Source organism: Parerythrobacter lacustris (assembly GCF_024626475.1).
GTDB classification, from domain to species: domain Bacteria; phylum Pseudomonadota; class Alphaproteobacteria; order Sphingomonadales; family Sphingomonadaceae; genus Parerythrobacter_A; species Parerythrobacter_A lacustris.
In genome coordinates, this window is record NZ_JANKHH010000001.1 from 464,024 (window position 1) to 489,561 (window position 25,538).

The window sequence follows — 25,538 nt, forward strand, 5'->3', positions numbered from 1 at the left end:
CAAGGTGAGCCCGATTTCGACCAGCCCTGCGATCTCCGGGCTACCCCTCGCGCCTTCCGGTGCGACGGCTGCTCTCGCCGTAAGCGATGCCTTGCCCAACCTGTTTTCGCTCGCGCTGGGCGGCACCGCGGCGGGTGAGGCAGGGGCGGAATCCCTCACCGGAACAACGGGAGAGGGCAACGAGCCACCGCCCGGCGGCAAGCTCTTGCCGGTCACAAGCGGCAACGGGTTGCCGCCCATGTCGGCCGGTCCGATTGCGCCGAATAATGCGAAGGCGTCCGCCCCGGTGGACGCAGGGACGATCGACCGGCACGGTGCCGGGGATTCGACAGGCGATGCGAGCGCAGGCTCGGTCTCCGCCGATGCCGCGGTGGACCAAGGCTCGCCGCCCCCCGAACCACCGGCAACGACAGCTCCGGTGTCCGTGCTGCCGGTTCTGCTCGCTGATCTGGCGGGAGCCTCGCTCCCTGCCGGTCAAACACCCGCCGACCCGGCAGCAGCGATTGTGCCGGGCACGATGGCATCTGGCGATCCGGGGCAGAGCCCGACCGACGAGGCAAGCAGCGTCGCAGTTTCGGCTGCCTCCCTGCCCAAAGCGGTTCCGGCCGCAGTTGCCCCGTCTTCCCCAGAGCCGGAGGCGACCGATGACGCCACGGTGCAGCCGAAAGATCCCCGACAGGCGCCGACACTTCCGGCCGCAGCTTCCGCCGGGACCACGGCGGTGTCCATTCAGCCCATCGCGTCCACTCCTCCGCCCGGCCCCGCTGCTCCCCAGGCAGGCCCGGTGCCCGGCGATCCGCCTGCGGTCCCGCGTCACGAATTCGCGCAATTGGTCGAGAAATTGGCGGAGGCCCGCGAATGGGCCCGGCCTGGACGGGCGGAAATGCAGCTTGCGCATCGCGAGTTCGGGCCGGTGTCGATGCAGTTTGAAATCAACGGTCAGGCGCTGAAGGTGGCACTGTCCAGCCCGCACAGCGGGTTCGTCGCCGCCGCCCAAGCCGCCATGGCGGACGGGCCGCGCAGCGACAGTGGTGGACCACGGCAAGATAGCGCCGCGCCGTTCCACCATCCGGGGTCCGGCCAGTCCCCGACCACCGATGCCCAGACCCAGCGTCAGCAGGGACAGGCCCCGTATCGCCGCGAGCGTCCCGAGGGAGAGCCCCTTTCCCGTCATGACAACCAGGAATCAGCGCCCCGCCGGACCGATGCGGGCGGCCTGTTCGCCTGAGCCGCCAGAGGAGACGAAAATTGAGCAAATCCAAGAAGACTGACGAGAGCGCCGAAGCAAAGCCGAAGTCCGGCAAGCTCAAGCTGATCGTGGGTATGGTGCTGCTGCTGGGTGCGGGCGCGGGCGGGACTTATGGTGCGGTCGCGGCGGGCCTGCTGGGCGGCCATGCAGGGGAGGCCAAGCCCGATGTCCCGCAGCTGGTCGCGAAGGATGGAGAGGATCCCTACGCTCCGCCAGCGGAAGGAAAGGGCGAGGCACCCGAGATCGTTCATGGCGAGGGCGGCAGCGAATACCGCACCGCCTACTACAATTTCGAAGAGAGCTTCACCTCCAACCTCAAGGATTCCGCCGGCTTGCTGCAAGTGAGCCTGAGCGCCTCGACCCGTCATGACGGGAGGGTGATCCAGTGGCTCGAGCTGCACGAACTCGCGATCCGCTCGGCGATCCTGATCGAACTGGCCGACACGCCGGAAGACGATGTCTATTCGGTCGAAGGCAAGGAACGGTTGAAGAAACGCCTCGTGCTGGCGATCAACCGGGTGCTCAAGGAAGAGGAAGGTTTCGGCGGCGTCGACGCGGTCCACTTCCAGGGGTTCATCGTCCAGTGAGGCCCGAAGGTGTTCTTGTCGCCGAACGGCCTCTGGCGCGGCATAGCGAGCGCCTGGTCCGGCGCACACCGGATGCGGGCGAAAGCGGGGCAATGCTGTGCGCGGCGCTGCCGCGGATTGAACATGCTTTGGCGGATGCGCTGGCGGATCTGATCGGAGCGAGGCCTCAAGTCGCCTGCGCCAAGGTCGAACGGACCACTGCCGCGCGACTGCACAAGCTGGTCGATGCCGTTGCGGTGAATTGTCTGTTGGCCGAAGCCGCCACCGAACTGGTGGTTCTTTCGCTCGGTTACGCCGATGCCCTGATGCTGACCGATCAGGTGTTCGGTGGTTCGGGCGCGCGGCCCGGTGTTCGGCCCGAGCGCCTCTCGGCCTCGGCCGACCGGGTCGCCGACCGCCTCTCTCCGCTGGTCGGAGAAGCCCTGGCCGGCGTGTTCGATCGCGGTGAGCCGTTGCAACCCGCAGCACGCTGCGATGTGCTGGGCAAGTTGGTAAGCGCGTCCGACCCGGGCGAGTTCTTCCTTCTTGCTGTCACGGTCTCGCGCGACGGGCAGGGTGACTGGGGCATGCGGCTGGTCCTGCGGCCCGAACAGGCTGCACGCTTGCTGCATGGCGCACGGCGCACCGGCGGATCGTCCCGAAGCGGCGACGCCGATAGCCCCGAGGCAGACCGGATGCCCGGTGTGGCCATGCCGCTGACGGCAGTTCTGGGCGAAATTCGCGCACCGGTTGCGCGCCTCGCCAGACTGGCGCCGGGCGATGTTCTTCCTCTGGCGATCTCGGGGCAGGCGCGCCTGCGGGTCGGCGGCATCGAGATAGCACGCGGCCAGATCGGCGCGACCGATGGCCAGCTCGCGCTGCGCCTTACGCATATTGCATGGACGGAAAAGAGGCATGGACATGACGGATAAACTGCAAGCGCTCGACTTCATTCGCGATGTCGAGGTGGCCGTGAGCGTCGAGCTCGGCCGCACCCGGATGCCGCTGAGGCAGGTGCTCGAGCTGGGGCTCGACGCGGTGGTCCCGCTCGACCGGCAAGTCGACGAACTGCTCGACATCTATGTCAACGGCACCGCGATCGCCCGGGGCGAGGTTATCACCGAAGGGGATCGCTTTGCGCTGCGCATTGTCGAGCTGGCAGGCGACCGGCGGCAGGGGGAGGCGGCCTGATGGTCTGGTATGTGATCAAGCTGGTTCTGCTGCTGCCGCTGCTCGGCGGGATGATCTGGGGCAGCCTGTGGCTCGCGCGCAAGGCGCAGACCGGGCTCGGTCAGCGACTGGGCCAGCACAATGCGGCGAAATCGGCCCGGCTGGTGGAAACGACCATGCTTTCCCCCGGCATGCGGCTGGCGGTGGTCGAGTTCCACGGCCGCGAGATTCTCGTCGGGGCGACCCGCAACGGGCTCGTCCGGCTCGCCGAGGCACCGGCCCGCGGAGAGCGTGCATGACCCGCCGTATCCTGCTGATCGCGCTCGCCGCTCTGCCGCTGGCCCTGCTGCCCGATCTCGCCCATGCGGCTGCAGCGGTGGCGACCCCGCCGGCGGGTGTCGGCGGCGCGCTCGAACGCGCGCTCGACGGTGCGGCGGGCGGGGAGGGGACACCGCTCTCGCTGTCGCTGCAGGTCCTGCTGGTCATGGGCCTGCTCACGATCCTGCCCGCGCTGGTGCTGATGATGACCAGCTTCACCCGCATCATCATTGTGCTGGCGATCCTGCGCCAGGCGCTGGGGCTCCAGCAGTCGCCGCCGAACCAGGTTCTGATCGGCCTGTCGCTGTTCCTTTCGCTGTTCATCATGGCCCCGACCCTGGAAGAGGTGAATGCACAGGCGATCGAGCCCTATGCCGCCGGGCAGGTCGAGGCGGATGTGGCGATCGAGCGCGCGGGCGATGCCTTCGCCACCTTCATGATCCGCCAGACCCGCGAGACCGATCTGGCGATGTTCGCCGACATGGCGGGGCAGGGCAGCTTCGCCGACGCCGAAGAGATCCCGTTTTCGATCCTGCTGCCCGCTTTCGTCACCAGCGAGCTCAAGACCGCATTCCAGATCGGCTTCATGCTGTTCCTGCCGTTCCTCGTGATCGATCTGGTGGTGGCGAGCGTCCTGATGAGCCTCGGCATGATGATGATGTCGCCGACCATCGTCTCGCTGCCGTTCAAGCTGCTGCTGTTCGTCCTGATCGACGGCTGGGCGCTGTTGATGGGCTCGCTCGCGATGAGTTTCGGATAGCGGAGGGCTGGAAGATGGACGAGACCGCTTCGTTCTTCGCGCTGGTCGACCGGATGCTGTGGACCACCGCGCTGGTGGCCGGGCCGATCCTGCTCGCCGCGCTGGTTGTCGGCCTGCTGGTCGGGGTGATCCAGGCCGCCACTTCGGTCAACGAACAGACGCTGACCTTCGTGCCCAAGCTGGCGATCGTCGCCGTTGTGCTCGTGCTGATGGGCGCGAGCATGCTGGGGCTGGTGGGGGATTTCGCGCGCGAGATATTCGCCCAGATTGCCGGAATCGCCGGACAGTGATCCTGCCCGATTTCGGCCTCGGTGTGTGGGAAACCCACCTGTGGCACCTTGTCTTCGTGCTGGTCCGGATCGGGGCAGCGATGCTTGCCGCCCCGGTCTTCGGATCGCGGCTGGTGCCGATGCAGGTGCGCACAGTGGTGGCGGTGGCGCTCGGCATTTTCGTGCTCAACTGGGTGCCGGTGCAATTGCCCGAGGACATGCTGGCCCTGCCGACGCTGGTCAGCCTGCTGTCCGAAGCGGTGATCGGCTTCACCTTGGGCATGGTGTTGCAAATTTCCTTTGCCGCGCCGCTGATCGCGGGCGAGCAGATCGCCGGCGGTATGGGCATGGCGATCGCCACCGCGGTCGATCCGTCGAGCGGCAGCCAGTCGGGGGTGGTCGGGCAGTTCTTCACCATCGTGATGACGCTGGTGTTCCTCGCCACCGGGGGCCACCTGCTGTGGATGCGCCTGCTGGTCGAAAGCTACACCCTGCTACCGCCGGGCAGCGATATGGCGATGGCTGATCGTGGCTGGCTGGTCGCGAGCTTCTTCACCCAGGCGCTGGCGACCGCCGTGGCGATTGCGCTGCCGATCGTGCTTGCGCTGTTGCTGGTCCAGCTGGTGACCGGGGTGATCAGCCGCTCGGCACCCTCGCTCAACCTCTTCGCGCTCGGCCTCCCCGCTAGCGTGCTCGCCGGTCTGGCTGCGCTGATCGCGGCAGTGCCTCTGCTCAACGAGCAGTTTGTTGCGCTGTCGCTCGAAGCGATCGAGCTGGCCGGAATGGCCGTCACGCCATGAGCGAGAGGCCGGCCGGAGAGAGGTCTCATGCGCCGACCGAGAAGCGGCTGCGCGATGCGATCGGCAAAGGCAACGTCCTGCGCTCGCGCGAGGTCGCCACGGCGGCGGCGGTCGGAGCAGGGGCGCTGTGGCTCAAGCTGGCGGGGAGCTGGATGTTCGGGCGGCTGGAAAACGCTGCCCAGTCCAGCCTGTCGTTCGACCGCGAACGGCTCGAGCGGTTCGAGCCGGGACAGATGATGCAGGATCTGGCCTGGTCGAACCTCGTGCCCGTCCTGACGCTGGGCCTCGCAGTGATTGCGGTCACGCTGGCGGCGCAACTGCTGCCGGGGCGCGGTGCATGGGTAATCGGCAATGTCATGCCCAAGGCCTCGCGGATCGATCCCTTCGCCGGGCTCAGGCGCATGTTCGGTGCGCAGGGCTGGATCGAGCTGGGCAAGAGCCTCGTCAAGCTGGCGCTGCTCGGCGCGATCGCGTGGTACTGGGGCGTCGCGCATTTGATGGAGGTTCTGTCGCTCGGGCGCGGCGAGCTGACCGGACAGCTTTCCGCCGCGTGGGATGCGATGTCTTCACTGCTCGGATTGCTGGCGGCCGGCCTGCTGGTGATCGCGCTCGGCGACTGGCCGATCCAGTATGTGCGCAGGATCTCGCAGCTCAGGATGACCGGGCAGGAACTGCGCGACGAACACAAGGAGCAGGAAGGCGCGCCGGAGAAAAAGGCGGCGATCCGCCAGCGCCAGCGCGACATGGCGCGCGGCAGCGTCGCCCCGGCGATGCAGAAGGCGCAGTTCGTCCTGACCAACCCGAGCCACTTTGCCGTCGCCATGGCCTACGATCCGGCAGTGGCGAGTGCGCCCTATGTGCTGGCCAAGGGGCGCGGCGAGAAGGCGCTGGCGATGCGCGAACTGGCGCAGGAAATGGCGGTGCCGACGCTCGAATATCCGGTGCTGGCCCGAGCGGTCTATTTCACCACCCGCGAACAGCAGATGATCCGGGCGGAACTCTATTCCGCCATCGCTAGCGTGCTCGCCTTCGTGATGTCGCTCAAACGCGGGGAAGCCCCGGCCCGCCCCACGATCGACGTCCCGCTGGAGCTCCATTTCGACGCCGAAGGCAGGGTACAAGTCTCTTAATCCTGCGCCTCGCGTGCCGTCCTTCCGGGCATGGAAACCACAACCACCTCTTCGATCGTTGGCGCACTGGGCGGCGGCAGCGGTGTCGACATGGTCAAGCTTGCCGAGGACCTTGCCAAGGCGCGGTTCCTCTCGCCGCTTGCCCAGCTCGAAGATCGGAGCGAACAGCTCGAAGCGCGCATTTCCGGGGCCTCGACCCTGCGCAATCTGCTTGGGCAGCTTGCCAGTGCGCTCGGCGACCGCATCCGCACCGGCGATCTTGCGCCCGCCGCAAGCCTGACCAACCCCACTGTCGCGCAGGCATCGGTGCTGGCGGGCAGCAGCGGGCGGGGCAGCTTCTCGCTCGAAGTCACTACGCTTGCGAGCGCCCAGATCCTTGCCGGCAACAGCTATTCCGCCGCCACCGATCTGGTCGGCGAAGGGCAGTTGACGCTGCGCTTCGGCACCATCGACGGCGGCGGCTTTACTGCCGACGGCGTTGCCGCCCCGCTTGTGATCGATGTATCCGCCACCGATACGCTGGCCGATGTCGCGGACCGGATCCGTACCTCGGGCAGCGGGCTTAACGCCTATGTCGCCAACACCGGCAGCGGGGCAAAGCTCGTGATCAAGGGCGAAGAGGGTGCGGCAAAGGCCTTCGTGGTCGAGGCTGCAGGCGCCAGCGCCAGCGGAGGGACGCCCGCCGCCGGGAATATCGATTTCCTTGCTTGGACCCCGCTCACCGATACCGGACAGCTCAGGGCATCGGCTGCAGACGCCGCATTCCTGTTCGATGGCGTGGCGATGACGAGCGCAGGAAACAAGGTGACCGGCCTGCCCGGCGGGCTCGTGCTCACGCTGACCGGCACCAATGCGGGGGCACCGGCGCAGATCGCCTTTGCCGACCGCAGCACCCGGATCGCCTCGGCAATGGGCGATTTCGTCGCCGCGCTGAACGAGATCGCCAATGCGCTCGAAGAGCTTGCCGCACCGCAAGGGGGCGAACTCGGCAACGATCCCGGCGCGCGCGCCCTGAAGCGCGCACTCGCCAGCCTGACCACGCAGGTGGTGATGCCCGGTGCCGCCCCGGGCGAGCCCTCGACCCTCGCCGATCTGGGCGTGGTGCGCACACGCGAGGGCAAGTTCCGCCTCGACGGCGAGCGCCTGAACAAGACGCTGGCGGACAATCCGGCGGCGGCGGGCGCGATGTTCACCACCGGCCTCCACGGGGTTTATGCCAGCCTCGACAATCTGTCCCGCGCGGCCGGCAGCCGCACCGACCCCGGTGCGCTGGGCGGCTCGATCGCGCGCTACACCGACCAGCTTGCCCGGCTGGACGACCGGCGGGCGAAATTCGCCGAGCAGCAGGAAATCCTCCGGGCGCGACTGGTGAAGGACTTCGCCGCCGCCGACCGGCGGGTGTCGGCTTCGCAGTCGACCCTGTCCTTCATCCAGGCGCAGATCGCGATCTGGACCGCGCCGCGGGGCTGACATGCTGCAGACCCTCGATCCCGCAAAAGCCTATCGCATGGTCGATTTCGACGCCCGCGTTGGCGGGCTGGCAGGGCCCGACCTCGTCCGGCTGTGCTTCGAAGAGATAGATGCGGCGCTCGACCGCGCGCTATGGGCGCATGACCGGCAAAGGACGGAACTGCGATACAAGTCGCTCGAGCGAGCGCAGCTGGGCGTGTCCGCCCTGCTGCTCGGCCTCGACCGGAGCCATCCGGCGGCAGCATCGCTCGATACCTTCTACCGCTCGTTGGTCACCCGGCTGATGGCCTCGCGCCGCGCCTTCGACCCGGCGGACGTGGCCGAAGTGCGCCGCGACATGGCGGACGTCCGTCAATCCTTCTTCGGCTAGCGCGCGGTCGTCAGGCGGGCCTGCGCGCGAAGATGCCGAACCCGGCGATGATCGCGTAGCAGATGATCGGAATAATCATCGCCAGCGCAAGGTTGCCTCCGTTTGCATCAGCCACGATCCCGTAAAGCAAGGGCACGACGGCGCCCCCGCAGATAGCAACGTTGATGATGCCGGAGCCGTCCGCCGCGCGCGGACCGAGCTTTTCGCAGGCAAGCGAGAAGATCGTAGGGAACATGATCGAGTTCATCAGGCCCACTGCGAGCAGCGAATAGGCCGACAATTCGCCGTTTGTATTCGTCGAAATCAGGATCAACAGGATCGCGCCGACCGCGTTGAAGGCAAGGATCTTGCCGGGGCTGAATATGCGGAGAAAATACGATCCGATGAAGCGACCGACCATTGCACCACCCCAATAAAGACCGATCATCCAGCCGATAACGCTTTCAGGCTGCCCGAGAACCCAGTCTTGTGAGAGGTAATTGATGATGACCGATCCGATGGCGACTTCGCCGCCGACGTAGAGAAAGATGCACAGCGCACCGAGCCCGAACCGGGAGCGTTTCAAGAGATCAAGGCCGGCCAATCCTTCTGAGGCCTCATGCTTCTCGCCCTTCAAGCGATTGCGGAACATCCATACTGCCGCCGCCACCAGCGCGATCAAGGCGGCAACACCGAGATAGCCCTGCCAGATGGCTTCGCTTTCGGCCTGCCGATAGGCCTCGAGCGCCGCACCGGAAAGCTGGTCAGCGGTAACATCGGCGAGGCTGCCGAGGATCACCGCCGCGCCGACAATCGGAAAGACCGTCGTGCCGAGCGAGTTGAACGCCTGCGCGAACGTCAACCGGCTATGGGTCGTGGCGGGTGGTCCGAGGAGGCTGATCAGCGGGTTCGCCACCACCTGCACGATCACCACGCCGCTGGCGAGGATGAAAAACGCGGCGAGGAACAGCGGGTAGGTCACATACTGGCTCGCCGGAATGAACAGCAAGCAGCCGGCGATCATGGTCAGCAACCCCGCCACCGCGCCGCGCATATAGCCGAGTTTCTTGACCAGCTTCGCACCCGGAATACCGATGATCGCGTAAGCGGCGAAGAAACAGAACTGCACCAGCATCGCTTCGGTCCAGTTCAGCGTAAACAGCTCCTTGAGCTTCGGGATGATGACATCGTTGAGCGAGGTGATGCCACCGAAGATGAAGAACAGTCCGAACACGAAGTAATTCAGCCCCGGCGCATCGATCTGGGTGCCGTGGTCTTCCAAGGGATTGGGATCCGTGCTCGACGAAACACCCGGTGCCATTGCCATCTCTAATCCCCTCGCGTGTCGGCCGCCCCTTGGTGCGTGGCGTTGCCGTGGTTTGGTTGCTCAATGCGGCCGCAGTGGCGGCCTGTCCAAATGTATACCTATGCAATCCCCGGTTTCAGAACGAGCACGCCGTCCCCTCGGGCAATTCCTGCCGCGCGATCGAGGCGATCTGCAACTTGAGTTCGCCGGTCGAGCGGATTTCGATGCTGTCCCCCAAACCCGGGGCGCATTGGCCGGTCAGGATCATCTCGCGCCAGCCCTTGCCCGCCCCGACCAGCAGGTCCGAAGTGATATCTATCGTCGACCCGCCGACGGTCACTGTGACCGAACCGGTGGGGTTGTTCGGCACCGAATAAGCGATCCGGTAGTCTCCGCTTCCTTGCCCGCTTTGGCCGATAACCAGCGCCGATCCGGGCGCGAAGGTGATCTCGCGCGCGTCTTCCTGCCGGGTGCGGTCGATGCCGCGCGCCATGATCCCGTTAGCCTCGCCGCGCAGGCCGGGCAGGTTGGTACCGCCCGCGCTGGCGGTGATATTGGCCGCGAGACGACCCGTCTCGAACCAGGCGTTCGAGGGTCCTTCGTTGAGGAAGCCGCAGGTCTCGTCGAGCGTGCCTAGGCCACCCGGCCGGTCGAGCGACAGGCCATAGCCGCGCGCGAACAGCGCGCCATCCGGCCCGTTGACCGGGTTGCCGTTGCACGCCGCAGGCCAGCTGAACGACAGCCGCCCGGACGCTTCCCTCTTGCCGAACAGAATGTCCGCCACGCCCGCGCCCTCGCTGCCCGGCAGCCAGCTGGCGACGAAAGCGTCCGAGGCGTTGATCTCGCGGTTCACCCACAGCGGCCGGCCGGAGAGGAACACCGCGACGGTCGGGATGCCAGCCGCCGTGAACTTCCGCAGTTGCTCGAGGCCGGCTTCCTTGCGGAACACCATCGTCTTCTGGTCGCCGTAGAATTCCGCATAGGAATCCTCGCCGAACACCACGATTGCCACATCTGGTTTGGCGGCGAAGCTTCCGTCCGGCGAAAGCGTTGTGGTGCTGCCCTGCGCCTTCGCCTCGGCTGCGATCCCGGCCCAGATCGAGGTCGCGCCGGGGAAATAGTCGTTGGTGAGTTCCGGACCGCCCTGCCAGGTCAGCGTCCAGCCGCCCGCCGCCTGCCAGATCGCGTCGGCGCCTTCGCCGGTGACGAGGATCTTCGCGCCCGGCTTCAGCGGCAGCACGCCGGTGTTCTTGAGAACGACCTGCGACTTCGCCACCGCTTCGCGCGCGATCGCGCGGTGGGCGGGTGAGCCGATCACCGAAAGATCACCGCCGAGCCCGCGCTCCGACGGTCTTGCAGCATCGGCATCGAGCAGACCCGCGCGCAGCTTGACCCGCAATATCCGGCTCACCGCGCGGTCGAGCGTCGCCATAGGGATCGTGCCATCTTCGACCTGCGCGACGAGGTTTGCGTGCAGCGCCTTCCAGTCGTCGGGCACCATGTAGATGTCGAGCCCGGCCTTGAGCGACTGCGCGCAATCGCTGACCGTGCAGCCCTTGACCTGGCCGTGCCCGTTCCAGTCGCCGACCACCAGCCCGTCGAAACCCATTTCGTCGCGCAAGACGCCGGTCAGCAAGGCTTCGTTGCCGTGCATCTTCTCGCCGTTGATCGAATTGAAGCTGGCCATCACGACCTGCACCCCGGCTTCGATCGCGGGCGGGTAGGGCACGGCGTGGATCGTCTTGAGCTGCGCGATGTCGCCGTTGACGTCGCCGGTATCGATCCCCTGGGTGGTTCCGCCGTCGCCGAAGAAGTGCTTGGCGGTGGCGATGACCCGGCCCTTGCCGAGGAAGTCCGCCTCGCCTTTCCTGCCTTGCAGGCCTTCGACGAGAGCCTCGCCTAGCTTCGCGACGAGCTGCGGATCTTCGGAATAGCTCTCGTAGCTCCGGCCCCAGCGGTCGTCCTGCGCTACCGCCACGGTGGGCGAGAAATTCCAGTCGATGCCGGTCGCTTCGATCTCCGCAGCGGTTGCCTCGCCGATGCGGCGGACCAGTTCGGCGTCACCGGTTGCGCCCAGCCCGATGTTGTGCGGGAAGATCGTCGCGCCGATCACATTGGTGTGGCCGTGCACCGCATCGGTGCCCCACATGGTGGGGATCACAGGCTCGCCACCGGGGAGCGGCTTGACCGATGCGTCATACATTTCGTCGGCCAGCCTGAGCCATTCCGCTGCAGGTGCGAATTCATCGCCATAAGGGCCGCCATTGCCGCCGTTGAGATAGCTGCCGAAGCGGTAGCGCTCCATGTCCTCGGCAGTGAAGGAATTGATCTGCGGCTGGATCAGCTGGGCGACCTTGCGCTCCAGCGACATCCGCCGCAGCAGGTCGGCGACGCGATCGTCTTCCGGGAGCGGCGCGGCATCCGCAACCGGTGAAACACTCGCCGGCGCATCGACCGATGGCGTTGCACATGCTGCCAGTGCGAGACAGGCCGCCAGCGCTGCGGAACCGCGATACATCCCAACCCCTCCGATGACAATTTGGGAACGTTCTCAAAGGTGATTGGCATGGACTGCTGGCTAAATCAAGCGGCTATCGCGCTCGCGCCATGGTCGCGAGCATGGCGCAGGCGACTGCGGCCAGCACCGCCATCAGCGCGAACATGCCCGAAAAGCCGAACCGGGGCACCAGGGCGATCGTCATGACCGGCATGATCAGCGAGGGTATCGTATTGGTGAGGTTGAAAATGCCGAGGTCCCGGCCCCGCCTTTTCGGGGCTGGCAAGACCTGGAGCACCTGGCTCGAATGTTGGGCGAGGAACACGCTCGCAGCAAGGCTGAAGATGAAATAGCCAACGATTGCCGGAACGACCCCATGGGCCAGCGCCATGACCACAAGGCCAATGGCCGAGAATCCGGCTGCGACCGCCAGCGGCGCGATCGGCCTCCCCGTCCGGTCGGCCCATCTGCCCGCCGCGAAGGAGAGCGGGATGGCGGTCAGCAGCACCAAGCCGAACAGGCGCGCAGTGTCGCTGTCGGTGAAATCGGGTATGAAGCTCCGCAACCAGAAGAACAGATAGGCGAACAAGGCCGCCTCGGCGATCTGGACCAGCAGCCGCGCCGCCCACATCTTTGCCACGGTCGATGGTGAGGAGATAACGCGCGGCAAGTCTTTCTCGGGTGCGTCGTCCATCAGATGCGGCATGGGGTGCGGCTTGCCGAACAGCAGCGCGGGGAGCACCATTGCCACGACCAGTGCGGCAACTAGGACCAGTCGCGCGTCGGGGCCGGCAAGACCGGGGTAGGTCACCAGCGCACTGCACGAAGCACCCAGCGCCGGGGCAAAGGCGAGCAATCCGCCAAGCAATCCCTTCTGCCGGTCGGGTACGCAATCCCCGGCCCAGGCCGCAAGCGGGGCGAGCATCATGTTGAGCGTGACCTGCCAGCAGAACACCAGCGCGATCAGTCCGGTAAGACTGGTCGCCTGCGCCATCGCGACAAGCAGCAGCGATGACCCGCACAGGCCCAGCGCGATCCAGCTCCGTCGCCGCCGGGTCAGGTCGCTCAGCCAGCCGAAGGCGATGTTGGTCGCGCTGGCAGCAATCGCCCCGCCGAAGGTCACCATGGCAAGCCATTCGACATTGTCGTTGCCCGAAAGTGCGTTGACCCGCAGGGGCAGCAGGATGGTTAGGAAGGGGACATAGGCGACCGCCCCGCCGGCGGCGGCAAGGCCATAGAGCAGCAGGAAGCGCAGGCTTTGCCGCGGCCCGGGATCATCCATCGGCAGGGCGGGCGGGCGGCGCGGTCGATTCGCGCACGATCAGCGAGCCCTCGACCGCCATCGCCTCGCCGGCGGAGGCGGGATCGTCTGCCCCGTCGATCAGCAGCTCGACCGCCTTCGAAACCGTCTCGGCGATCGGCTGGTCGATCGCCGTCAGCGGCGGACGGGTGAAGCGCACCACCGGGGTGTTGTCGAAGCTGACCAGCGAGAGGTTGTGCGGGATCGCCAGACCCATGTCGCGCGCAACCTCCATCGTGCCGAGGCTCATCTGGTCGTTGCTGGCGAGGATCGCCGTCGGCCGGCTCGCTTGCCGCAGCAGCTTGCCCGCCGCCCGCACGCCCGAATCGAAGCTGAAATCGCCCACGGTGTAGAGGTCTTCGACATCGAGTCCCGCCCCGGCCATTTCTGCCCGCCAACCTTCCTCGCGCCGGGCGCTGAGCGAATATTCCGCCGGCCCGGCAATGAAACCGATCCGCCTGTGACCCAGTTCGAGCAGGTGCCGGGTCGCTTTGCGGGCGGAACTTTCGTCGCTCATGGTGAGCGCGAAACCCGGCCCTTCAGCCCGGGTGCCGATGCGGGCGAAGGGGATCTGCTGCTCCGCCAGCAGGCCGGTGATCAGCGGGTTTTCCGAGTGCGGCGGGGTCAGGATCACGCCATCGGGCTGCAATGCCGCAATCGCTGCGCCCAGCTCGCGCTCGACATGGTCGTTATGCGTGTCGACCAGTTCGATGATCATGCGATAGCCATACTCAGCGCATTTGAGCATCCCGCCGAGCAGCATCTGGTCGACCCAGTCACCGCCTTCGCGCTTCTGCCAGTCGGCGATGGTGCGCTCGCGGTCGTTGAGCGCGAGGATGAGATAGGACTTGGCCCCGCTCATCCGCTGCGCCGCGATCGAGGGAACATAGCCGAGCCGCTCGATCGAGGCCTGCACCCGGTCGCGCATGGCCGGCCGCACGTTCGGGCCGTCGTTGATTACGCGGCTGACGGTTTGCAGCGAAACGCCCGCGTCGGCGGCAACATGCTTGATGGTTACGGCCTGCTTGCGCCGGGCCATGCCTAGTCCCCACTTCCAGACGCACAGGTCTGCCCCGACGAGGGAGCGGGATTGCATTGCCAGATCCGCACCCAATCGACTTCCATCCGCTTGGGGTACCCTGTTTCGGCCACGCCTCCAAGACCCCTTTCTTCGGGCAGACCGCCGCCGATCGCAAGGTTCAGGATGAGGTGGAAACGCTGGTCGAACGGGGCATTGGCGTGGTCCGCATTGTCGCTCCACCAGGCATCGGCTTCCTTGCGGGCAAAGACATTGCCGTCGAAAGTCCACTCGATCACCCCCGGCGACCAGATGATGCCGTAGGTATGGAACTGTTCGTCGAGCACCGCCGGGGCATGCATTTCGCTGCTGTTGAGCGCGTTGCCCGGCCAGAGCCCGCCGAAATGCAGCGTGCCGAGGATCGTGTTCTCCCTGCCGCCCGGGCATTCGGCGCAAGGCACGCCCAGGTTGACGGCCTCGAGAATGTCGATCTCCCCCGAAGCCGCCCAAGTGCCGTAGGTATTGTCTTCCGGCAGCATCCAGATGGCGGGCCAGGTGCCCTGCCCCTGCGGCAGCTTCGCGGAAATCTCGATCCGGCCGTAGCGCCACGCCGCCTTGCCCTGCGTCAGCAGTTTGGCCGAGGTGAAAGGCTTAGTCGCCCGACCTTCGCCGTCCGGCTGGCTGGCGCGCATATGCGGCGGAAAGGCAGGGCCAGTGTGAGTCTGCTTGCGCGCGGTTATGACCAGCGCGCCGTTTTCGATTCCGGCGTTGGAGGGATCGTCGACATAGCACTGGCGCTCGTTATTGCCGCCGCCCCAGCAATCGACCGCGAAGCCCCATTTTGTGCGATCGATCTGCGGGGCGTCGAATTCGTCCGACCATGTGAGCTCCCAGCCGGCCTCGTTCGCCGGCGCGCGGGCTTCGCCAGGTACTGGCAGGCTGACCTGCTCGATGACCTTGGTCTGCCTCCCGTCGGTCGCGGTGCAGGCCGTTAGCGGGACCACCGCGAACGCGAGCGAAAGGAAGCGGTATGGGTTCACGGACATCTCCTCGTGGGTGCTGCATACCGCCGCCAGCGGCAAAGAAAAGCGGGCCCCTGTCGCGAAACAGGGGCCCGCCTTCGTACCTAGCCTTGCGGTTCGCCCTTAGAAGTCGAAACGCGCCAGGAAAGTGAAGCGGCGATCGTTGCGGAAGGCCGAGCGGGTGATCCGCGTCCCGTCGAAGTCGACCACCTGCGAGGTTTCGGTCACGTCGTCGAGCAGGTTGACGCCCTGCACGCCGAGTTTGAGGAAGTCGGTGACCGAATAGAAGATCGATGCGTCGAGCTGGCCGGTCGCTTCCTGATAGATCGGCGAGAACGGGAAAATGTCGTCGCGCGGGGTGATCAGGAATTCGTCGCGCCAGTTGTAGGCGGCGCGTGCCGACAGCGGGCCCTTCTCGTAGAACAGGGTCGCGTTGACGGTGTGTTTGGAAACACCCTGTAGCGGCTGCGAGGAGGCGAACAGGCTGCGGTTCTGCACCAGATCGGCGTTGGAGAAATCCCCGCCGTCGACATAGGTATAGGTACCGGAAAACCCGAGGCCGGACAGCAGGCCGGGCAGGAAATCGTAGGTCTGCTGATAACCCAGCTCGAAACCCTTGAGCGTGCCGCCCAGCGCATTCTCGGGCCGCCGCACTTCGACTTCCGCCGTGGCTCCGTCGGGTGCGGTGAAGGTTACGATCGGCAACCCGGTGGTCACGATCCCTTCGATATCCTTCAAAAAGGCCGACAGGGTCAGCGAGCCGACGTCGTCGAAATACCATTCCGCCGACAGGTCGTAGCTCCACGATTCGATCGGCCGCAGCCCGCGGTTGCCGGTGTTGAGGGTGAACAGCGGTCCGGTGGCCTGCGTCCCCCCATTGATCAGGTTGGCGGTATTGTCGGTGATGCCACCGCCCGACCGGTAGAGGCTCGGGTCGGGGCGTGAGATGCCCTTCGATGCGGCAAACCGGAACAGCAGCCCGCCGCCGACGTCCAGCTTCGCATTGAAGCTCGGCAGCCAGCTTTCGAACACCACATCATCGCTGACGTCGATTACATCATTGGTGAAGGCCGCCAGGAACTCGGGCAGGCGCGAAGCCGGGAAAGCGGCGTTGCAATAGCCCGGCGTGGGTTGCCCCTGCGGCACGAAGCCGCAAGAGGCCTGCAGTTCGGCCAGCGTCAGTACGCCGTCGCGATTGCCGGCGGGGCCGTTGTCGATGCCATCGACCCGCGGGAATCCGACCACGCCTTCGGTCTCGTAAGTCGTTTCGACATAGCGCAGACCGAAATTGCCTTCGAGCACCCAGCCATTGTCGAAGTCCAGACCGTAGTCGATGCGGCCGTAGGCCGCCTTGGTGTCTTCCACCTGCACGTTGATTTCATTCGCGCAGAAGGGGTCGCATCCGGCGCGTCCCCGGACCCCGAAGAACGGGTTGGGAGTCTGCGAGAAGACGTTGATCTCGCGCGCTTGGGCAGCCGAGGTTCCCGCGAGATATTCGCCGAGGAAATCGTCACCCCCGAAGAAGAACGCGCCGCCGAGCGGGATCGGCGCGTTGCCGCGCTGGAAGCCGTCGGCGAACGGCGAACGGAAGTTAGAATAAGTCGGAAAATCATCGACATAGGCACCGCCCGCGATGGCGAATTCCTGTCCGGGCAGTCCGGTGAAGAACCGGCCCGGCTGGAAACCGCCTGTGGCAGCGCAGCCCGGACCCGCATTCCACGGGGCGCAGCCCGCACGGCCGGCCCAGGGCGCCGAGAGGTTGCCCCAGGTGCTGAAATTGGTGTCGCGGTTGATCCGCTCGCGCTCGGCCCAGCGCGCGCCGAAGCGGGCGCTCTTGAAGAAGCCGGTGTCGCTGATGTCGTATTCGACGTCGGCCTTCACGCTCTTCAGTTCGCCTTCGTTGCGCTCGATGCTGTCGAGCAGGAACCAGTAATAGGTGCTGTCCCCGCTGGTAAAATAGTCGGACGGCGCACCCGGAGGGGCAAGGAACTCGATCTGCGGCGTCGATCCGGTGGCGTCGATCGCGATATTGGCCCAGCTGTTCATCGCACCGATGACCGAATCGCGGCTCAGTTCGGAATTGATCTGCTGCGCCTCGAAATTGAACCGCAGCCGATCGGAGGCCTCCCAATCGATGTCGATCGAGAAATCCTCGGTGGTTGCATCGGTATCTCGCTGGAAGCGCAGGGTTTCGAGCGGGATGCCGCCGCGCCCGAACGGATTGGCGTAAGCGTCGCCGATCCGCTGCGAGAGGACACCGCGCTGGAACACGCCGTTCGCGTCGAATTCCCACGTGCTGCCCGCAGCCGGGACCGGGAACAAGGCATCGTCGTTGACCTGCGCGAGGATCGCGTATTCGTCGGTGAAGAACTGGGTATCGGCCCGCAGCCATTCGAACGTGACGAGGAATTCGCGGCCGGGGCTCTCGTACTGGAGCACCGCCGACCACGCTTCGCGGTCACGATCGAGTGTGGTGGTGCGCACGCCGGCGCCCTTGGGCACGATCACCGTGTTCGGAGGCGGGAAATTCGACGGATCGAACCCGGTCGGATTGCCGACACCGCCCGAGTTGACGCCGGTCGTGCGAATGCACGGGCCGGTGAGCGTGTCGGCGCGGTAGCAAGGATCGGTCAGCTGCGATGCGTCGGTCCGGCTGATCAGTTCCGACTTGGTATAGCCAAGCTGGATGCCGATCGAGCCCGCGTCGCCTTCGAAGGTCGTCGATCCGAGAAGCGAGAAACCGCCCGACCATTCCTCGGCAAGGTCGCCCATGGTCGCTTCGATCGAGCCGGACAGGCGCGTTCCGCGGCTGTCGAGTGGCTTGCGGGTGACGAGGTTCACCGTGCCCGCAATGCTGCCCTCGATCATGTCTGGGGTGACGTTCTTGAACACTTCGACCCGGCCGAGCAGTTCCGGCGAAACGTCGTTGAAGCTCAGCACCGTGCCGCCATTGGCGGAGAAGATATCGCGACCGTTGAGCTCCGAGCGCACGAACGGCAGGCCGCGGACGATCACGCCGGTCCCTTCGACCGAGAAGCGGTCGGGGTCGCTGGTCTTCTCGAACCGGCCGATATTGACGCCCGGAATACGCTGGAGCGTTTCGGCGACCGAGCGGTCGGGCAAGGCACCGATATCCTCGGCAGTTACCGCGTCGACAAAGGTGTCGGCATCGCGCTTGATGTTCTGCGCGCTTTGGAGCGAGGCGCGATAGCCGCTGACGATGATCACATCGCCATCGTCTGCCGCCGCCTCTTCGGCCGCTTCTTCGCCGTCAGGTGCGTCCTGCGCGGCAGCCGGGGTGGCGAGCGCGAGGCAGATCGCCAGGCTCGACGCTGTACCGAGAGCCCACCGGCGCCGGTCCGATTCGGAATCTAAATTGCGGAAATCGCGAGACACATACCCCTCCATCGCAGAAATTTGCTTTCCTACATTGACCCACCTACGCCCGATTGGGAGCGTTCACAAGCGCGAAAATGAACGTTCACAATTTGCCCGTTGACTGTTAGAAAGCTGCAACACTCCCGTCTTGCCCGTATCGCTTGCGGGCAGGGAATCTGGGGGTAGACTGGTGCCCCTGCGGGAAGGATCGGACAAGGCATGGCTATCGAGAGGATCGTGATCGTTGGGGGCGGTACTGCCGGCTGGATGACCGCCGCCGCCCTGTCGCGCGTGGCGCAAGGCAACGATGTCACGATCACCCTGATCGAGTCCGAGATGATCGGCACCGTCGGGGTGGGCGAGGCCACCATCCCGCCCTTCGTCGAATTCAACCAGCTGCTCGGGATCGACGAGCGCGAACTGATGGCCGAGGCGCAGGCGAGCTTCAAGCTGGGCATCCAGTTCGTCAACTGGGGCAAGATCGGCGACAGCTACATCCACCCGTTCGGCGCCTATGGCTACCAGATGGGGGGCATCGCCTTCCACCAGGTGTGGCACCGTTTCCGGCAGGCTGGGGACAAGCGGCCGATCCAGGTCTACAATCTGGAGACCATGGCCGCCTATTTCGGCAAGTTCCTGCGGACGGAGGACTACAACAAGCGCGACGACCTGCCGCCGATCAACTACGCCTATCACATCGACGCGACGCGCTATGCGAAGTTCCTGCGCGGCTACGCCGAAAAGCGCGGGGTCATCAGGCGCGAAGGGCGGGTGACCGATGCGACTATCGACGGCGAGAGCGGCTTCGTGGCGTCGGTGACGATGGAGGATGGCGAGGTAATTCCGGGCGATCTGTTCGTCGATTGCTCGGGTTTTCGTGGGCTGCTTATCGAGCAGGCGCTCCATACCGGCTACGAGGACTGGCGGCACCTGCTGCCCTGCGACCGGGCCGTCGCGCTTCCGTGCGAGCGAGAGGACGGCAGCGGTCCCCCGCCCTACACCCGCGCGACCGCGCATCGCGCGGGCTGGCAGTGGCAGGTCCCGCTGCAGACCCGCAACGGCAACGGCCATGTCTATTGCAGCGAGCACATGTCCGACGACGAGGCGCTCGATATCCTGGTCAAGAACATGGCGGGCAAACCCGCAGCGGAACCCAACTTCCTCCGCTTCGTGACCGGGCGGCGCAAGAAGTTCTGGAACAAGAACGTCGTCGCGATCGGCCTCGCGGCGGGGTTCATGGAGCCGCTCGAATCGACTTCGATCCACCTGATCCACACCGGCATCAACAAGCTGATCGCGGTGCTCTCGCTCGACGGGATCACGCAGACGCAGGAGGATAGCTTCAACCGGCTGACGGCCAAGGAATACAACCGCATCCGCGACTTCCTGATCCTGCATTACAACGCCACCGCGCGCGACGATTCCGAGTTCTGGAACTACGTCCGGACGATGCCGGTACCCGAAACGCTGACCGAGAAGATCGAACTGTTCAGGGCCAACGGGCAGATCTTCCGCGAGGAAGACGAGCTGTTCACCGAAACCAGCTGGGCGGCGGTGATGATGGGGCAGGGCATCCAGATGGCCGGGCACAACCCGGTGGCGGATTCGATGACCCCGGCAACGATCAAGGGCGAGCTCGATGAAATGGAGAAATCGATCCGTTTCCTGGTCGAGAACATGCCGCTGCATGGCGAATACCTGGCGAAGTATTGCCCCACGCGGATATAGTCGAAAGGCTTGCAATCCGCCGGGACGCGGGTGATTGACGGGTCGGGTTCGGAGAGGGTCATGACACGCAACGCGCCGCGCTACCGCGTTACATCATTCGACGTTGCTGCCGCAGCGGGGGTCAGCCAGTCGACCGTTTCGCGCGCGCTCGCCGGATCGAGCGCGATTACCGAGGAAACTCGCGCCCGGGTTGTCGCCGCTGCCGAACAGCTGGGATATGTCGTCGACGCCCGTGCTGCCATGCTCCGCCGTGGCCGGACCGGAACGATAGCGGTGGTGGTGATCTGCCGCACGGGCGAGGCCGCGTCCGACATCAACCCGTTCTATTTTTCGCTGCTCGGTTCGGTCAGCGCCGCGGCGGCCGAACAGGGCTACGAGACGCTGGTCTCGTTCCAGTCGGCGCGGGAATCGCTGTTCGGCCGTTACGAGGAACGCGGGCAGGCCGACGGGGTGATCGTGATCGGCACCACCACCAACGATGCCGCGTGGGAATATTTTCGCGGTCTCGACGACAAGGGAGCGAACCTCGCCTTCTGGGGCTCGCCGTTCGACGACCTCGAGTGGGTGCGGTCGGACAATTTCGAGGGCGGGCAGATCGCGACACACACGTTGATCGAGGCCGGGTATCGCCAGATCGTCCATATCGGGACGCGGGTTTCCACCCAGCGCCAGTTCGAGGAACGGTATGACGGCTATGCCGCCGCGATGGCAAAGGCCGGGCTCGCGCCGCAGATCGAAGTCATCGACGAGACCGCCGACCGCGAATCGCAGGGGCGCAAGGCGGTTGCCGCGCTGGTCGAGAAGGGCACCGCTTACGATGCCCTGTTCATCGCCTGCGACGCCATTGCGCTGGGCGCGCTCGACGAACTCGGTCGGCGCGGGATTTCGGTGCCAGGCGACTGCGGCGTGATCGGCTTCGACGGAATCCGTGCGGGAACCTACAGCAACCCGCCGCTGACCAGCATCGAGCCCGATTTCGAAACTGCCGGCGCGCAACTGGTCCGCACGGTGCTGGGCGAACAGCGCGAGGCGAGCGAGCGCCGGGTGCCGGTGCACCTGCTGCGGCGCGGCAGCGTCAGGGCCTGACGCTCAGCTTGATCTCGCCCTGCGGCATGCCGAAGATGCCCAGCACCGGGTGCGGCTGGTAGGGCTTTTCGAGCCGGCGGATCTCTTCTGGGCTGAGCGCGACATCGAGCGCTGCAACGGCATCGTCGATATGATGCGCCTTGGTCGCGCCGATAATCGGGCTGGTGACTTCGGGCTTGTGCAGCACCCAGGCCAGCGCGATCTGCGCCATCGGTAGCCCGCGCTCCTTCGCCAGCGCTTCCACCGCCTCGACGATCTGCCGGTCGTTTTCCTGCGTCCGCGAATAGAGCGCCTTGCCCACCAGATCACTCTCGGACCGGTCGGTCTGGCTATCCCACGGACGGGTGAGTTTGCCGCGCGCCAGCGGGCTCCACGGCATGACCGCGATATTCCTGTCGGCGCATAGCGGTAGCATCTCGCGCTCTTCCTCGCGGTAGAGCAGGTTGACGTAGTTCTGCATCGAAACGAATTGCTTCAATCCGGCGCTTTCGGCCAGGTGGAGCATTTTCTGGAACTGCCAGGCGAACATGCTCGAAGCGCCGACATAGCGCACCTTGCCGCTGCGCACGATTGCATCCAGGGTTTCGACGATCTCTTCCATCGGGGTATTCGGATCGAGCCGGTGGATCTGGTAGAGATCGATGTAATCGGTGCCGAGCCGCCGCAGGCTGTCGTCGACCGCATGCATCAGCGCCTTCGCCGACAGTCCGCCGGTGTTGGGTGCGTCGCGCCAGCGAAAAAACGCCTTGGTCGCGATCACGATCTCGTCGCGGTGGGCCATCTCCTTGAGCAGCTTGCCGGTGATCTCTTCGCTGGTGCCGCCCGAATACATGTTGGCGGTGTCGAAGAAATTGATCCCCGCCTCGAGCGCCTGACGGAAGAACGGGCGCGCGTCGTCTTCGCCCATGGTCCAGTCGTGCCCCTGCGCCGCCGCATCGCCAAAGCTCATGCACCCGAGGCACAGCTTGGAGACGGTGAGGCCGGTGTTGCCGAACTGGACGTATTTCATGCGCGGGTTCCTCTGCTCCGGTGGCAGGCTAGCAGTCTGGCTATGGCGGGCAATAGGCGAACCCGCTTGCAGATATAAAGAAACCTTTATATGTCGCTCTCGATGCGTATCGAAGCGATCATGCGGGCGCTTGCCGACCCTACGCGGCTGCGGATCATGCGGCTGCTGTCCGCCATGGAGTTGGCGGTGGGTGAGCTGGCGCAGGTGCTCGGGCAAAGCCAGCCGCGCGTCTCGCGTCATGTCGGCATCCTGTGCGATGCGGGCCTTGCCGAGCGTCACCGTGAAGGCAGCTGGGTGTTCCTGCGCGCCGCTATCGGGCCGGAACGCGGCAATGTGGTGGGCGAGGCGGTCGCGCGGTTGCTGGCCACGGCGGAACGCGAAGACCCCGAGTTTGCGGTCGCCTGCGAGGACGACCGGCGCCATCTCGCGACTATTCGCGCTGCGAGGGAAAAGAGCGCCGAGGCCTATTTCGCGCGCCATGCGGAAGACTGGGACGAGCTGCGCAGCCTGCACAGTCCGGATGGCTTGGTCGAAGCGCGACTGGCTTTCGCGTTGGGCGATATGCCGCTCGGCCAGTTGCTCGATGTCGGTACCGGGACTGGGCGGATGGCCGAGCTGTTTGCCGACCGCGCCGAGCGGATCGTCGCGCTCGACAAGAGCCTCGATATGCTGCGGATCGCGCGTGCCAAGCTGCAGAACCTGCCCGCCGACGGGGTCGAATTGGTGCAGGGGGACTTCGCCGCGCTGCCCTTTGCCGCGCAAAGCTTCGACACGGTGCTGCTGCACCAGGTGCTCCATTTCGCGCAGGATCCGTCGGTCGCACTGACCGAAGCGGCGCGGGTCACCCGGCCCGGCGGGCGGATCGCCATCGTCGATTTCGCCGCGCACGAACGGGAAGATTTGCGCGAACGCTATGCCCATGCCCGGCTCGGCTTCACCGACGGCGCGGTCCGTACCTTGCTGTCCGAAGCGGGCTACGAGCCGGACGAGCCCATCGCGCTCGAAGAGGGCGAGCTGGTGGTGAAGATCTGGCTCGGCACCCGCCAAGGCGCGCCGGTGAGCGCAAGGCACAATTCAACCAACAGGAAAGTCGCACCGTGACCCCCACGCTCGACCAGATGCACGAAGCGCGCACGGCGCTCGACAGCCCGTTGTTCAAGGGGCTGCCGGGCGATATCGATGTGTCGTTCGAATTCTTCCCGCCCAAGACCGACAAGATGGGCGAGACGCTGTGGCAGAGCGTCGAGACGCTGAAGCCGCTCGGCCCGCGTTTCGCCTCGGTCACTTACGGTGCCGGAGGCTCGACCCGGGAGCGCACCCACGAACAGGTCGTGCGCATCCAGCAGGAGGCAGGCATCCCCGCCGCCGCGCATCTCACCTGCGTCGGGGCGACCAGAGAGGAAGTGAACGCGGTCGCGCGACATTACTGGGACGAGGGCATCCGCCATATCGTCGCCTTGCGCGGCGACTCGCCGGAAGGCCGCTACACTCCGCATCCCGGCGGCTATGCCAATGCGGTCGAGCTGATCGCGGGCCTGAAAGAGGTCGCCGATTTCGAGATTTCGGTCGCCGCCTATCCCGAGGTCCATCCCGACAGCCCCGATGCCCAGTCGGATATCGACAATCTGAAAGCCAAGTTCGATGCCGGGGCGACGCGTGCGATCACCCAGTTTTTCTTCAACACCAAATGCTTCTTCGAATTCCGCGACCGCGCGGCGGCGGCCGGGATCGGCGGGGAGATCGTGCCCGGCGTGATGCCGGTGCTCAGCTTCGCCGCTGTCCAGCGGATGAGCGGGCTGTGCGGCACCGCAATCCCGGCATGGATGGAAGGGCTGTTCGACGGGCTCGACGAGCGCCCCGAAGCGCGCCAGCTGGTCAGCGCCACCATCGCCGCCGAACTGTGCCGCCGGCTCTATGCAGGCGGGGTGCGGCAGTTCCACTTCTACACCCTCAACCGCGCGGAGCTGAGCTACGCGATCTGCCACATGCTGGGCATGCGCCCGAAGGAGAATGCGGCATGAACGCGCGCGACGAACTGCTGGCCGAGGCGGCGCAGCGCATCCTGATCAAGGATGGGCCCTACGGCACTGCGATCCAGAACGCGAAGCTGTCCGAGGCAGATTACGCGGGCGAGACCGGGCTGAGCCATGACCAGAAGGGCAACAACGATCTCGTCAACCTGACCAAGCCGCTGGTGATCCGCGCGATCTGCGACGAATATCTCGCTGCGGGCGCGACCGTGCTCGCGACCAACACCTTCAACGCCAACCGTATCAGCCAGGCCGATTATGGCGCCGAGCATCTGGTGCGGGAGATCAACATCGCCGCCGCCAAGGTGATCCGCGATGCCTGCGCCGATGCGACCGCAAGCGACGGGCGCAAGCGCTTCGTCTGCGGCGCGATGGGGCCGACCAACAAGACGCTCTCCCTCTCGCCCAATGTCGAGGACCCAGGCTATCGCGAAGTGACGTTCGACGAGATCGTCGATGTCTACCGCGAACAGGCCGCCGCGCTGATCGAAGGCGGGGTCGATTTCGTCTTGATCGAGACGGTGTTCGACACGCTCAACTGCAAGGCCGCGATCATGGCAGTCAAGCAGCTCGAGGCGGAACTCGGCCGCGATATCCCGCTGATGATCTCGCTCACGCTGACCGACCTGTCGGGCCGCAACCTGTCGGGCCACACGGTCGAGGCGTTCTGGTACACCGTACGCCATGCGAAACCGGTGACCATCGGGCTCAACTGCAGCTTCGGCGCGGAGCAATTGCGCCCGCATGTCCAGCTGCTATCGGGCATCGCGGATACGCTGCTTATGGTCTACCCCAACGCTGGTCTGCCCAACGAACTAGGCGAGTACGACGAGCTGCCCGAAACCACCGCCGCGCTGGTTCGCCAGTGGGCCGAAGGCGGGCGGGCAAACATCCTCGGCGGATGCTGCGGTTCGACCCCGGCGCATATCGCCGCCATCGCGAAGGCGGTGGAGGGGCTGGAGCCGCGTGCGGTCCCCTCGCTCGAACCCAAGATGCGCCTTGCCGGGTTGGAGCCGTTCACGATGGCAGCATGACAATACGCGTCATCCCAGCGAAAGCTGGGATCGGCATCCGCAGACGCCG

23 protein-coding genes are annotated in these 25,538 nt (G+C 65.7%); 16 read left to right on the forward strand and 7 right to left on the reverse strand.

The genetic code is table 11. From position 1 onward, the window contains the following. Positions 1-4: 4 nt before the first annotated feature. From NSO95_RS02390 to NSO95_RS02440, 11 genes are read left to right on the forward strand one after another with little or no spacing between them, the layout of a single operon-like run. Positions 5-1,228 (forward strand): hypothetical protein, encoded by a 1,224-nt coding sequence (locus NSO95_RS02390; protein WP_257594539.1) that lies wholly within the window; start codon positions 5-7, stop codon positions 1,226-1,228. A gap of 20 nt (positions 1,229-1,248) precedes the next feature. Then, positions 1,249-1,836, forward strand: a complete 588-nt coding sequence (locus NSO95_RS02395; protein ID WP_257594540.1) for a flagellar basal body-associated FliL family protein — start codon at positions 1,249-1,251, stop codon at positions 1,834-1,836. Beyond that, a complete protein-coding gene (locus NSO95_RS15320; protein ID WP_257594541.1) occupies positions 1,833-2,747 on the forward strand; it encodes a FliM/FliN family flagellar motor C-terminal domain-containing protein in 915 nt (304 codons plus the stop codon). The genes NSO95_RS02395 and NSO95_RS15320 overlap by 4 nt, the downstream gene beginning before the upstream one ends. Continuing rightward, positions 2,737-3,006 (forward strand): flagellar motor switch protein FliN, encoded by a 270-nt coding sequence (gene fliN / locus NSO95_RS02405; RefSeq protein ID WP_257594542.1) that lies wholly within the window; start codon positions 2,737-2,739, stop codon positions 3,004-3,006. Before NSO95_RS15320 ends, fliN begins: the two co-directional genes overlap by 11 nt. Next, positions 3,006-3,284 carry a flagellar biosynthetic protein FliO gene (locus tag NSO95_RS02410; RefSeq protein WP_257594543.1) on the forward strand — a complete coding sequence of 93 codons (279 nt, stop codon included), beginning with the start codon at positions 3,006-3,008 and terminating at the stop codon, positions 3,282-3,284. The genes fliN and NSO95_RS02410 overlap by 1 nt, the downstream gene beginning before the upstream one ends. Further along, positions 3,281-4,063, forward strand: coding sequence for a flagellar type III secretion system pore protein FliP (fliP, locus tag NSO95_RS02415; protein WP_257594544.1), 783 nt, complete (start codon positions 3,281-3,283; stop codon positions 4,061-4,063). Before NSO95_RS02410 ends, fliP begins: the two co-directional genes overlap by 4 nt. 14 nt (positions 4,064-4,077) lie before the next feature. Then, positions 4,078-4,353, forward strand: a complete 276-nt coding sequence (locus NSO95_RS02420; RefSeq protein WP_257594545.1) for a flagellar biosynthetic protein FliQ — start codon at positions 4,078-4,080, stop codon at positions 4,351-4,353. After that, positions 4,350-5,132, forward strand: coding sequence for a flagellar biosynthetic protein FliR (gene fliR, locus NSO95_RS02425; RefSeq protein WP_257594546.1), 783 nt, complete (start codon positions 4,350-4,352; stop codon positions 5,130-5,132). The genes NSO95_RS02420 and fliR overlap by 4 nt, the downstream gene beginning before the upstream one ends. Then, the gene (locus NSO95_RS02430; RefSeq protein ID WP_257594548.1) at positions 5,129-6,262 is read left to right on the forward strand and encodes an EscU/YscU/HrcU family type III secretion system export apparatus switch protein; all 1,134 of its coding nucleotides are present in this window, start codon (positions 5,129-5,131) and stop codon (positions 6,260-6,262) included. Before fliR ends, NSO95_RS02430 begins: the two co-directional genes overlap by 4 nt. 30 nt (positions 6,263-6,292) lie before the next feature. After that, the gene (gene fliD / locus NSO95_RS02435) at positions 6,293-7,732 is read left to right on the forward strand and encodes a flagellar filament capping protein FliD (protein ID WP_257594549.1); all 1,440 of its coding nucleotides are present in this window, start codon (positions 6,293-6,295) and stop codon (positions 7,730-7,732) included. Position 7,733: 1 nt separating this feature from the next. Beyond that, entirely contained in the window at positions 7,734-8,102 is a 369-nt protein-coding gene (locus NSO95_RS02440; RefSeq protein WP_257594550.1) for a flagellar protein FliS, read from the forward strand. Between the two features lie 10 nt (positions 8,103-8,112). Here the strand turns inward: NSO95_RS02440 and NSO95_RS02445 are convergent, their stop codons facing one another. The 6 genes from NSO95_RS02445 to NSO95_RS02470 form a co-directional block, all read right to left on the reverse strand. Next, positions 8,113-9,408, reverse strand: coding sequence for a sugar MFS transporter (locus NSO95_RS02445; RefSeq protein WP_257594551.1), 1,296 nt, complete (start codon positions 9,406-9,408; stop codon positions 8,113-8,115). Positions 9,409-9,523: 115 nt separating this feature from the next. Next, the gene (locus NSO95_RS02450) at positions 9,524-11,905 is read right to left on the reverse strand and encodes a glycoside hydrolase family 3 protein (RefSeq protein WP_257594552.1); all 2,382 of its coding nucleotides are present in this window, start codon (positions 11,903-11,905) and stop codon (positions 9,524-9,526) included. Between the two features lie 73 nt (positions 11,906-11,978). Continuing rightward, positions 11,979-13,166: an MFS transporter gene (locus tag NSO95_RS02455; RefSeq protein ID WP_257594553.1), complete on the reverse strand. Its 1,188-nt coding sequence runs from the start codon at positions 13,164-13,166 to the stop codon at positions 11,979-11,981. Further along, entirely contained in the window at positions 13,159-14,223 is a 1,065-nt protein-coding gene (locus NSO95_RS02460) for a LacI family DNA-binding transcriptional regulator (protein WP_257594554.1), read from the reverse strand. Before NSO95_RS02460 ends, NSO95_RS02455 begins: the two co-directional genes overlap by 8 nt. A 2-nt stretch (positions 14,224-14,225) precedes the next feature. Next, on the reverse strand, positions 14,226-15,248 hold the full coding sequence (locus NSO95_RS02465) for a glycoside hydrolase family 16 protein (protein WP_257594555.1): 1,023 nt from the start codon (positions 15,246-15,248) through the stop codon (positions 14,226-14,228). Positions 15,249-15,347: 99 nt separating this feature from the next. Further along, complete coding sequence (locus NSO95_RS02470) at positions 15,348-18,620, reverse strand: TonB-dependent receptor (RefSeq protein ID WP_257594556.1); 3,273 nt, start codon at positions 18,618-18,620, stop codon at positions 15,348-15,350. A gap of 201 nt (positions 18,621-18,821) precedes the next feature. Between NSO95_RS02470 and NSO95_RS02475 the strand changes: the two genes are divergently transcribed. After that, positions 18,822-20,330: a tryptophan halogenase family protein gene (locus tag NSO95_RS02475; RefSeq protein WP_257594557.1), complete on the forward strand. Its 1,509-nt coding sequence runs from the start codon at positions 18,822-18,824 to the stop codon at positions 20,328-20,330. A 60-nt stretch (positions 20,331-20,390) separates the two neighbouring features. Further along, positions 20,391-21,416 (forward strand): LacI family DNA-binding transcriptional regulator, encoded by a 1,026-nt coding sequence (locus NSO95_RS02480; RefSeq protein ID WP_257594558.1) that lies wholly within the window; start codon positions 20,391-20,393, stop codon positions 21,414-21,416. Here NSO95_RS02480 and NSO95_RS02485 read toward each other — a convergent pair. Next, complete coding sequence (locus tag NSO95_RS02485; protein ID WP_257594559.1) at positions 21,406-22,425, reverse strand: aldo/keto reductase; 1,020 nt, start codon at positions 22,423-22,425, stop codon at positions 21,406-21,408. The two genes, NSO95_RS02480 and NSO95_RS02485, sit on opposite strands and share 11 nt — an antisense overlap. Before the next feature lie 102 nt (positions 22,426-22,527). Here NSO95_RS02485 and NSO95_RS02490 point away from each other — a divergent pair, with 102 nt between their 5' ends. The 3 genes from NSO95_RS02490 to NSO95_RS02500 are packed head-to-tail and all read left to right on the forward strand — an operon-like array spanning position 22,528 to position 25,489. Continuing rightward, entirely contained in the window at positions 22,528-23,526 is a 999-nt protein-coding gene (locus tag NSO95_RS02490) for an ArsR/SmtB family transcription factor (protein WP_257594560.1), read from the forward strand. Further along, positions 23,523-24,446 carry a methylenetetrahydrofolate reductase [NAD(P)H] gene (metF, locus tag NSO95_RS02495; RefSeq protein ID WP_257594561.1) on the forward strand — a complete coding sequence of 308 codons (924 nt, stop codon included), beginning with the start codon at positions 23,523-23,525 and terminating at the stop codon, positions 24,444-24,446. The genes NSO95_RS02490 and metF overlap by 4 nt, the downstream gene beginning before the upstream one ends. Further along, the gene (locus NSO95_RS02500; RefSeq protein ID WP_257594562.1) at positions 24,443-25,489 is read left to right on the forward strand and encodes a homocysteine S-methyltransferase family protein; all 1,047 of its coding nucleotides are present in this window, start codon (positions 24,443-24,445) and stop codon (positions 25,487-25,489) included. Before metF ends, NSO95_RS02500 begins: the two co-directional genes overlap by 4 nt. Positions 25,490-25,538 lie beyond the last annotated feature (49 nt).

Bases quoted from the DNA above. Each gene is read 5' to 3' on its own strand.
- fliN (WP_257594542.1), top strand. From the start codon at position 2,737: ATGACGGATAAACTGCAAGCGCTCGACTTCATTCGCGATGTCGAGGTG.
- NSO95_RS02410 (WP_257594543.1), top strand. From the start codon at position 3,006: ATGGTCTGGTATGTGATCAAGCTGGTTCTGCTGCTGCCGCTGCTCGGC.
- fliP (WP_257594544.1), top strand. From the start codon at position 3,281: ATGACCCGCCGTATCCTGCTGATCGCGCTCGCCGCTCTGCCGCTGGCC.
- NSO95_RS02420 (WP_257594545.1), top strand. From the start codon at position 4,078: ATGGACGAGACCGCTTCGTTCTTCGCGCTGGTCGACCGGATGCTGTGG.
- NSO95_RS02430 (WP_257594548.1), top strand. From the start codon at position 5,129: ATGAGCGAGAGGCCGGCCGGAGAGAGGTCTCATGCGCCGACCGAGAAG.
- fliD (WP_257594549.1), top strand. From the start codon at position 6,293: ATGGAAACCACAACCACCTCTTCGATCGTTGGCGCACTGGGCGGCGGC.
- NSO95_RS02440 (WP_257594550.1), top strand. From the start codon at position 7,734: ATGCTGCAGACCCTCGATCCCGCAAAAGCCTATCGCATGGTCGATTTC.
- NSO95_RS02445 (WP_257594551.1), bottom strand. From the start codon at position 9,408: ATGGCAATGGCACCGGGTGTTTCGTCGAGCACGGATCCCAATCCCTTG.
- NSO95_RS02450 (WP_257594552.1), bottom strand. From the start codon at position 11,905: ATGTATCGCGGTTCCGCAGCGCTGGCGGCCTGTCTCGCACTGGCAGCA.
- NSO95_RS02455 (WP_257594553.1), bottom strand. From the start codon at position 13,166: ATGGATGATCCCGGGCCGCGGCAAAGCCTGCGCTTCCTGCTGCTCTAT.
- NSO95_RS02460 (WP_257594554.1), bottom strand. From the start codon at position 14,223: ATGGCCCGGCGCAAGCAGGCCGTAACCATCAAGCATGTTGCCGCCGAC.
- NSO95_RS02465 (WP_257594555.1), bottom strand. From the start codon at position 15,248: ATGTCCGTGAACCCATACCGCTTCCTTTCGCTCGCGTTCGCGGTGGTC.
- NSO95_RS02475 (WP_257594557.1), top strand. From the start codon at position 18,822: ATGGCTATCGAGAGGATCGTGATCGTTGGGGGCGGTACTGCCGGCTGG.
- NSO95_RS02480 (WP_257594558.1), top strand. From the start codon at position 20,391: ATGACACGCAACGCGCCGCGCTACCGCGTTACATCATTCGACGTTGCT.
- NSO95_RS02485 (WP_257594559.1), bottom strand. From the start codon at position 22,425: ATGAAATACGTCCAGTTCGGCAACACCGGCCTCACCGTCTCCAAGCTG.
- NSO95_RS02490 (WP_257594560.1), top strand. From the start codon at position 22,528: ATGCGTATCGAAGCGATCATGCGGGCGCTTGCCGACCCTACGCGGCTG.
- NSO95_RS02500 (WP_257594562.1), top strand. From the start codon at position 24,443: ATGAACGCGCGCGACGAACTGCTGGCCGAGGCGGCGCAGCGCATCCTG.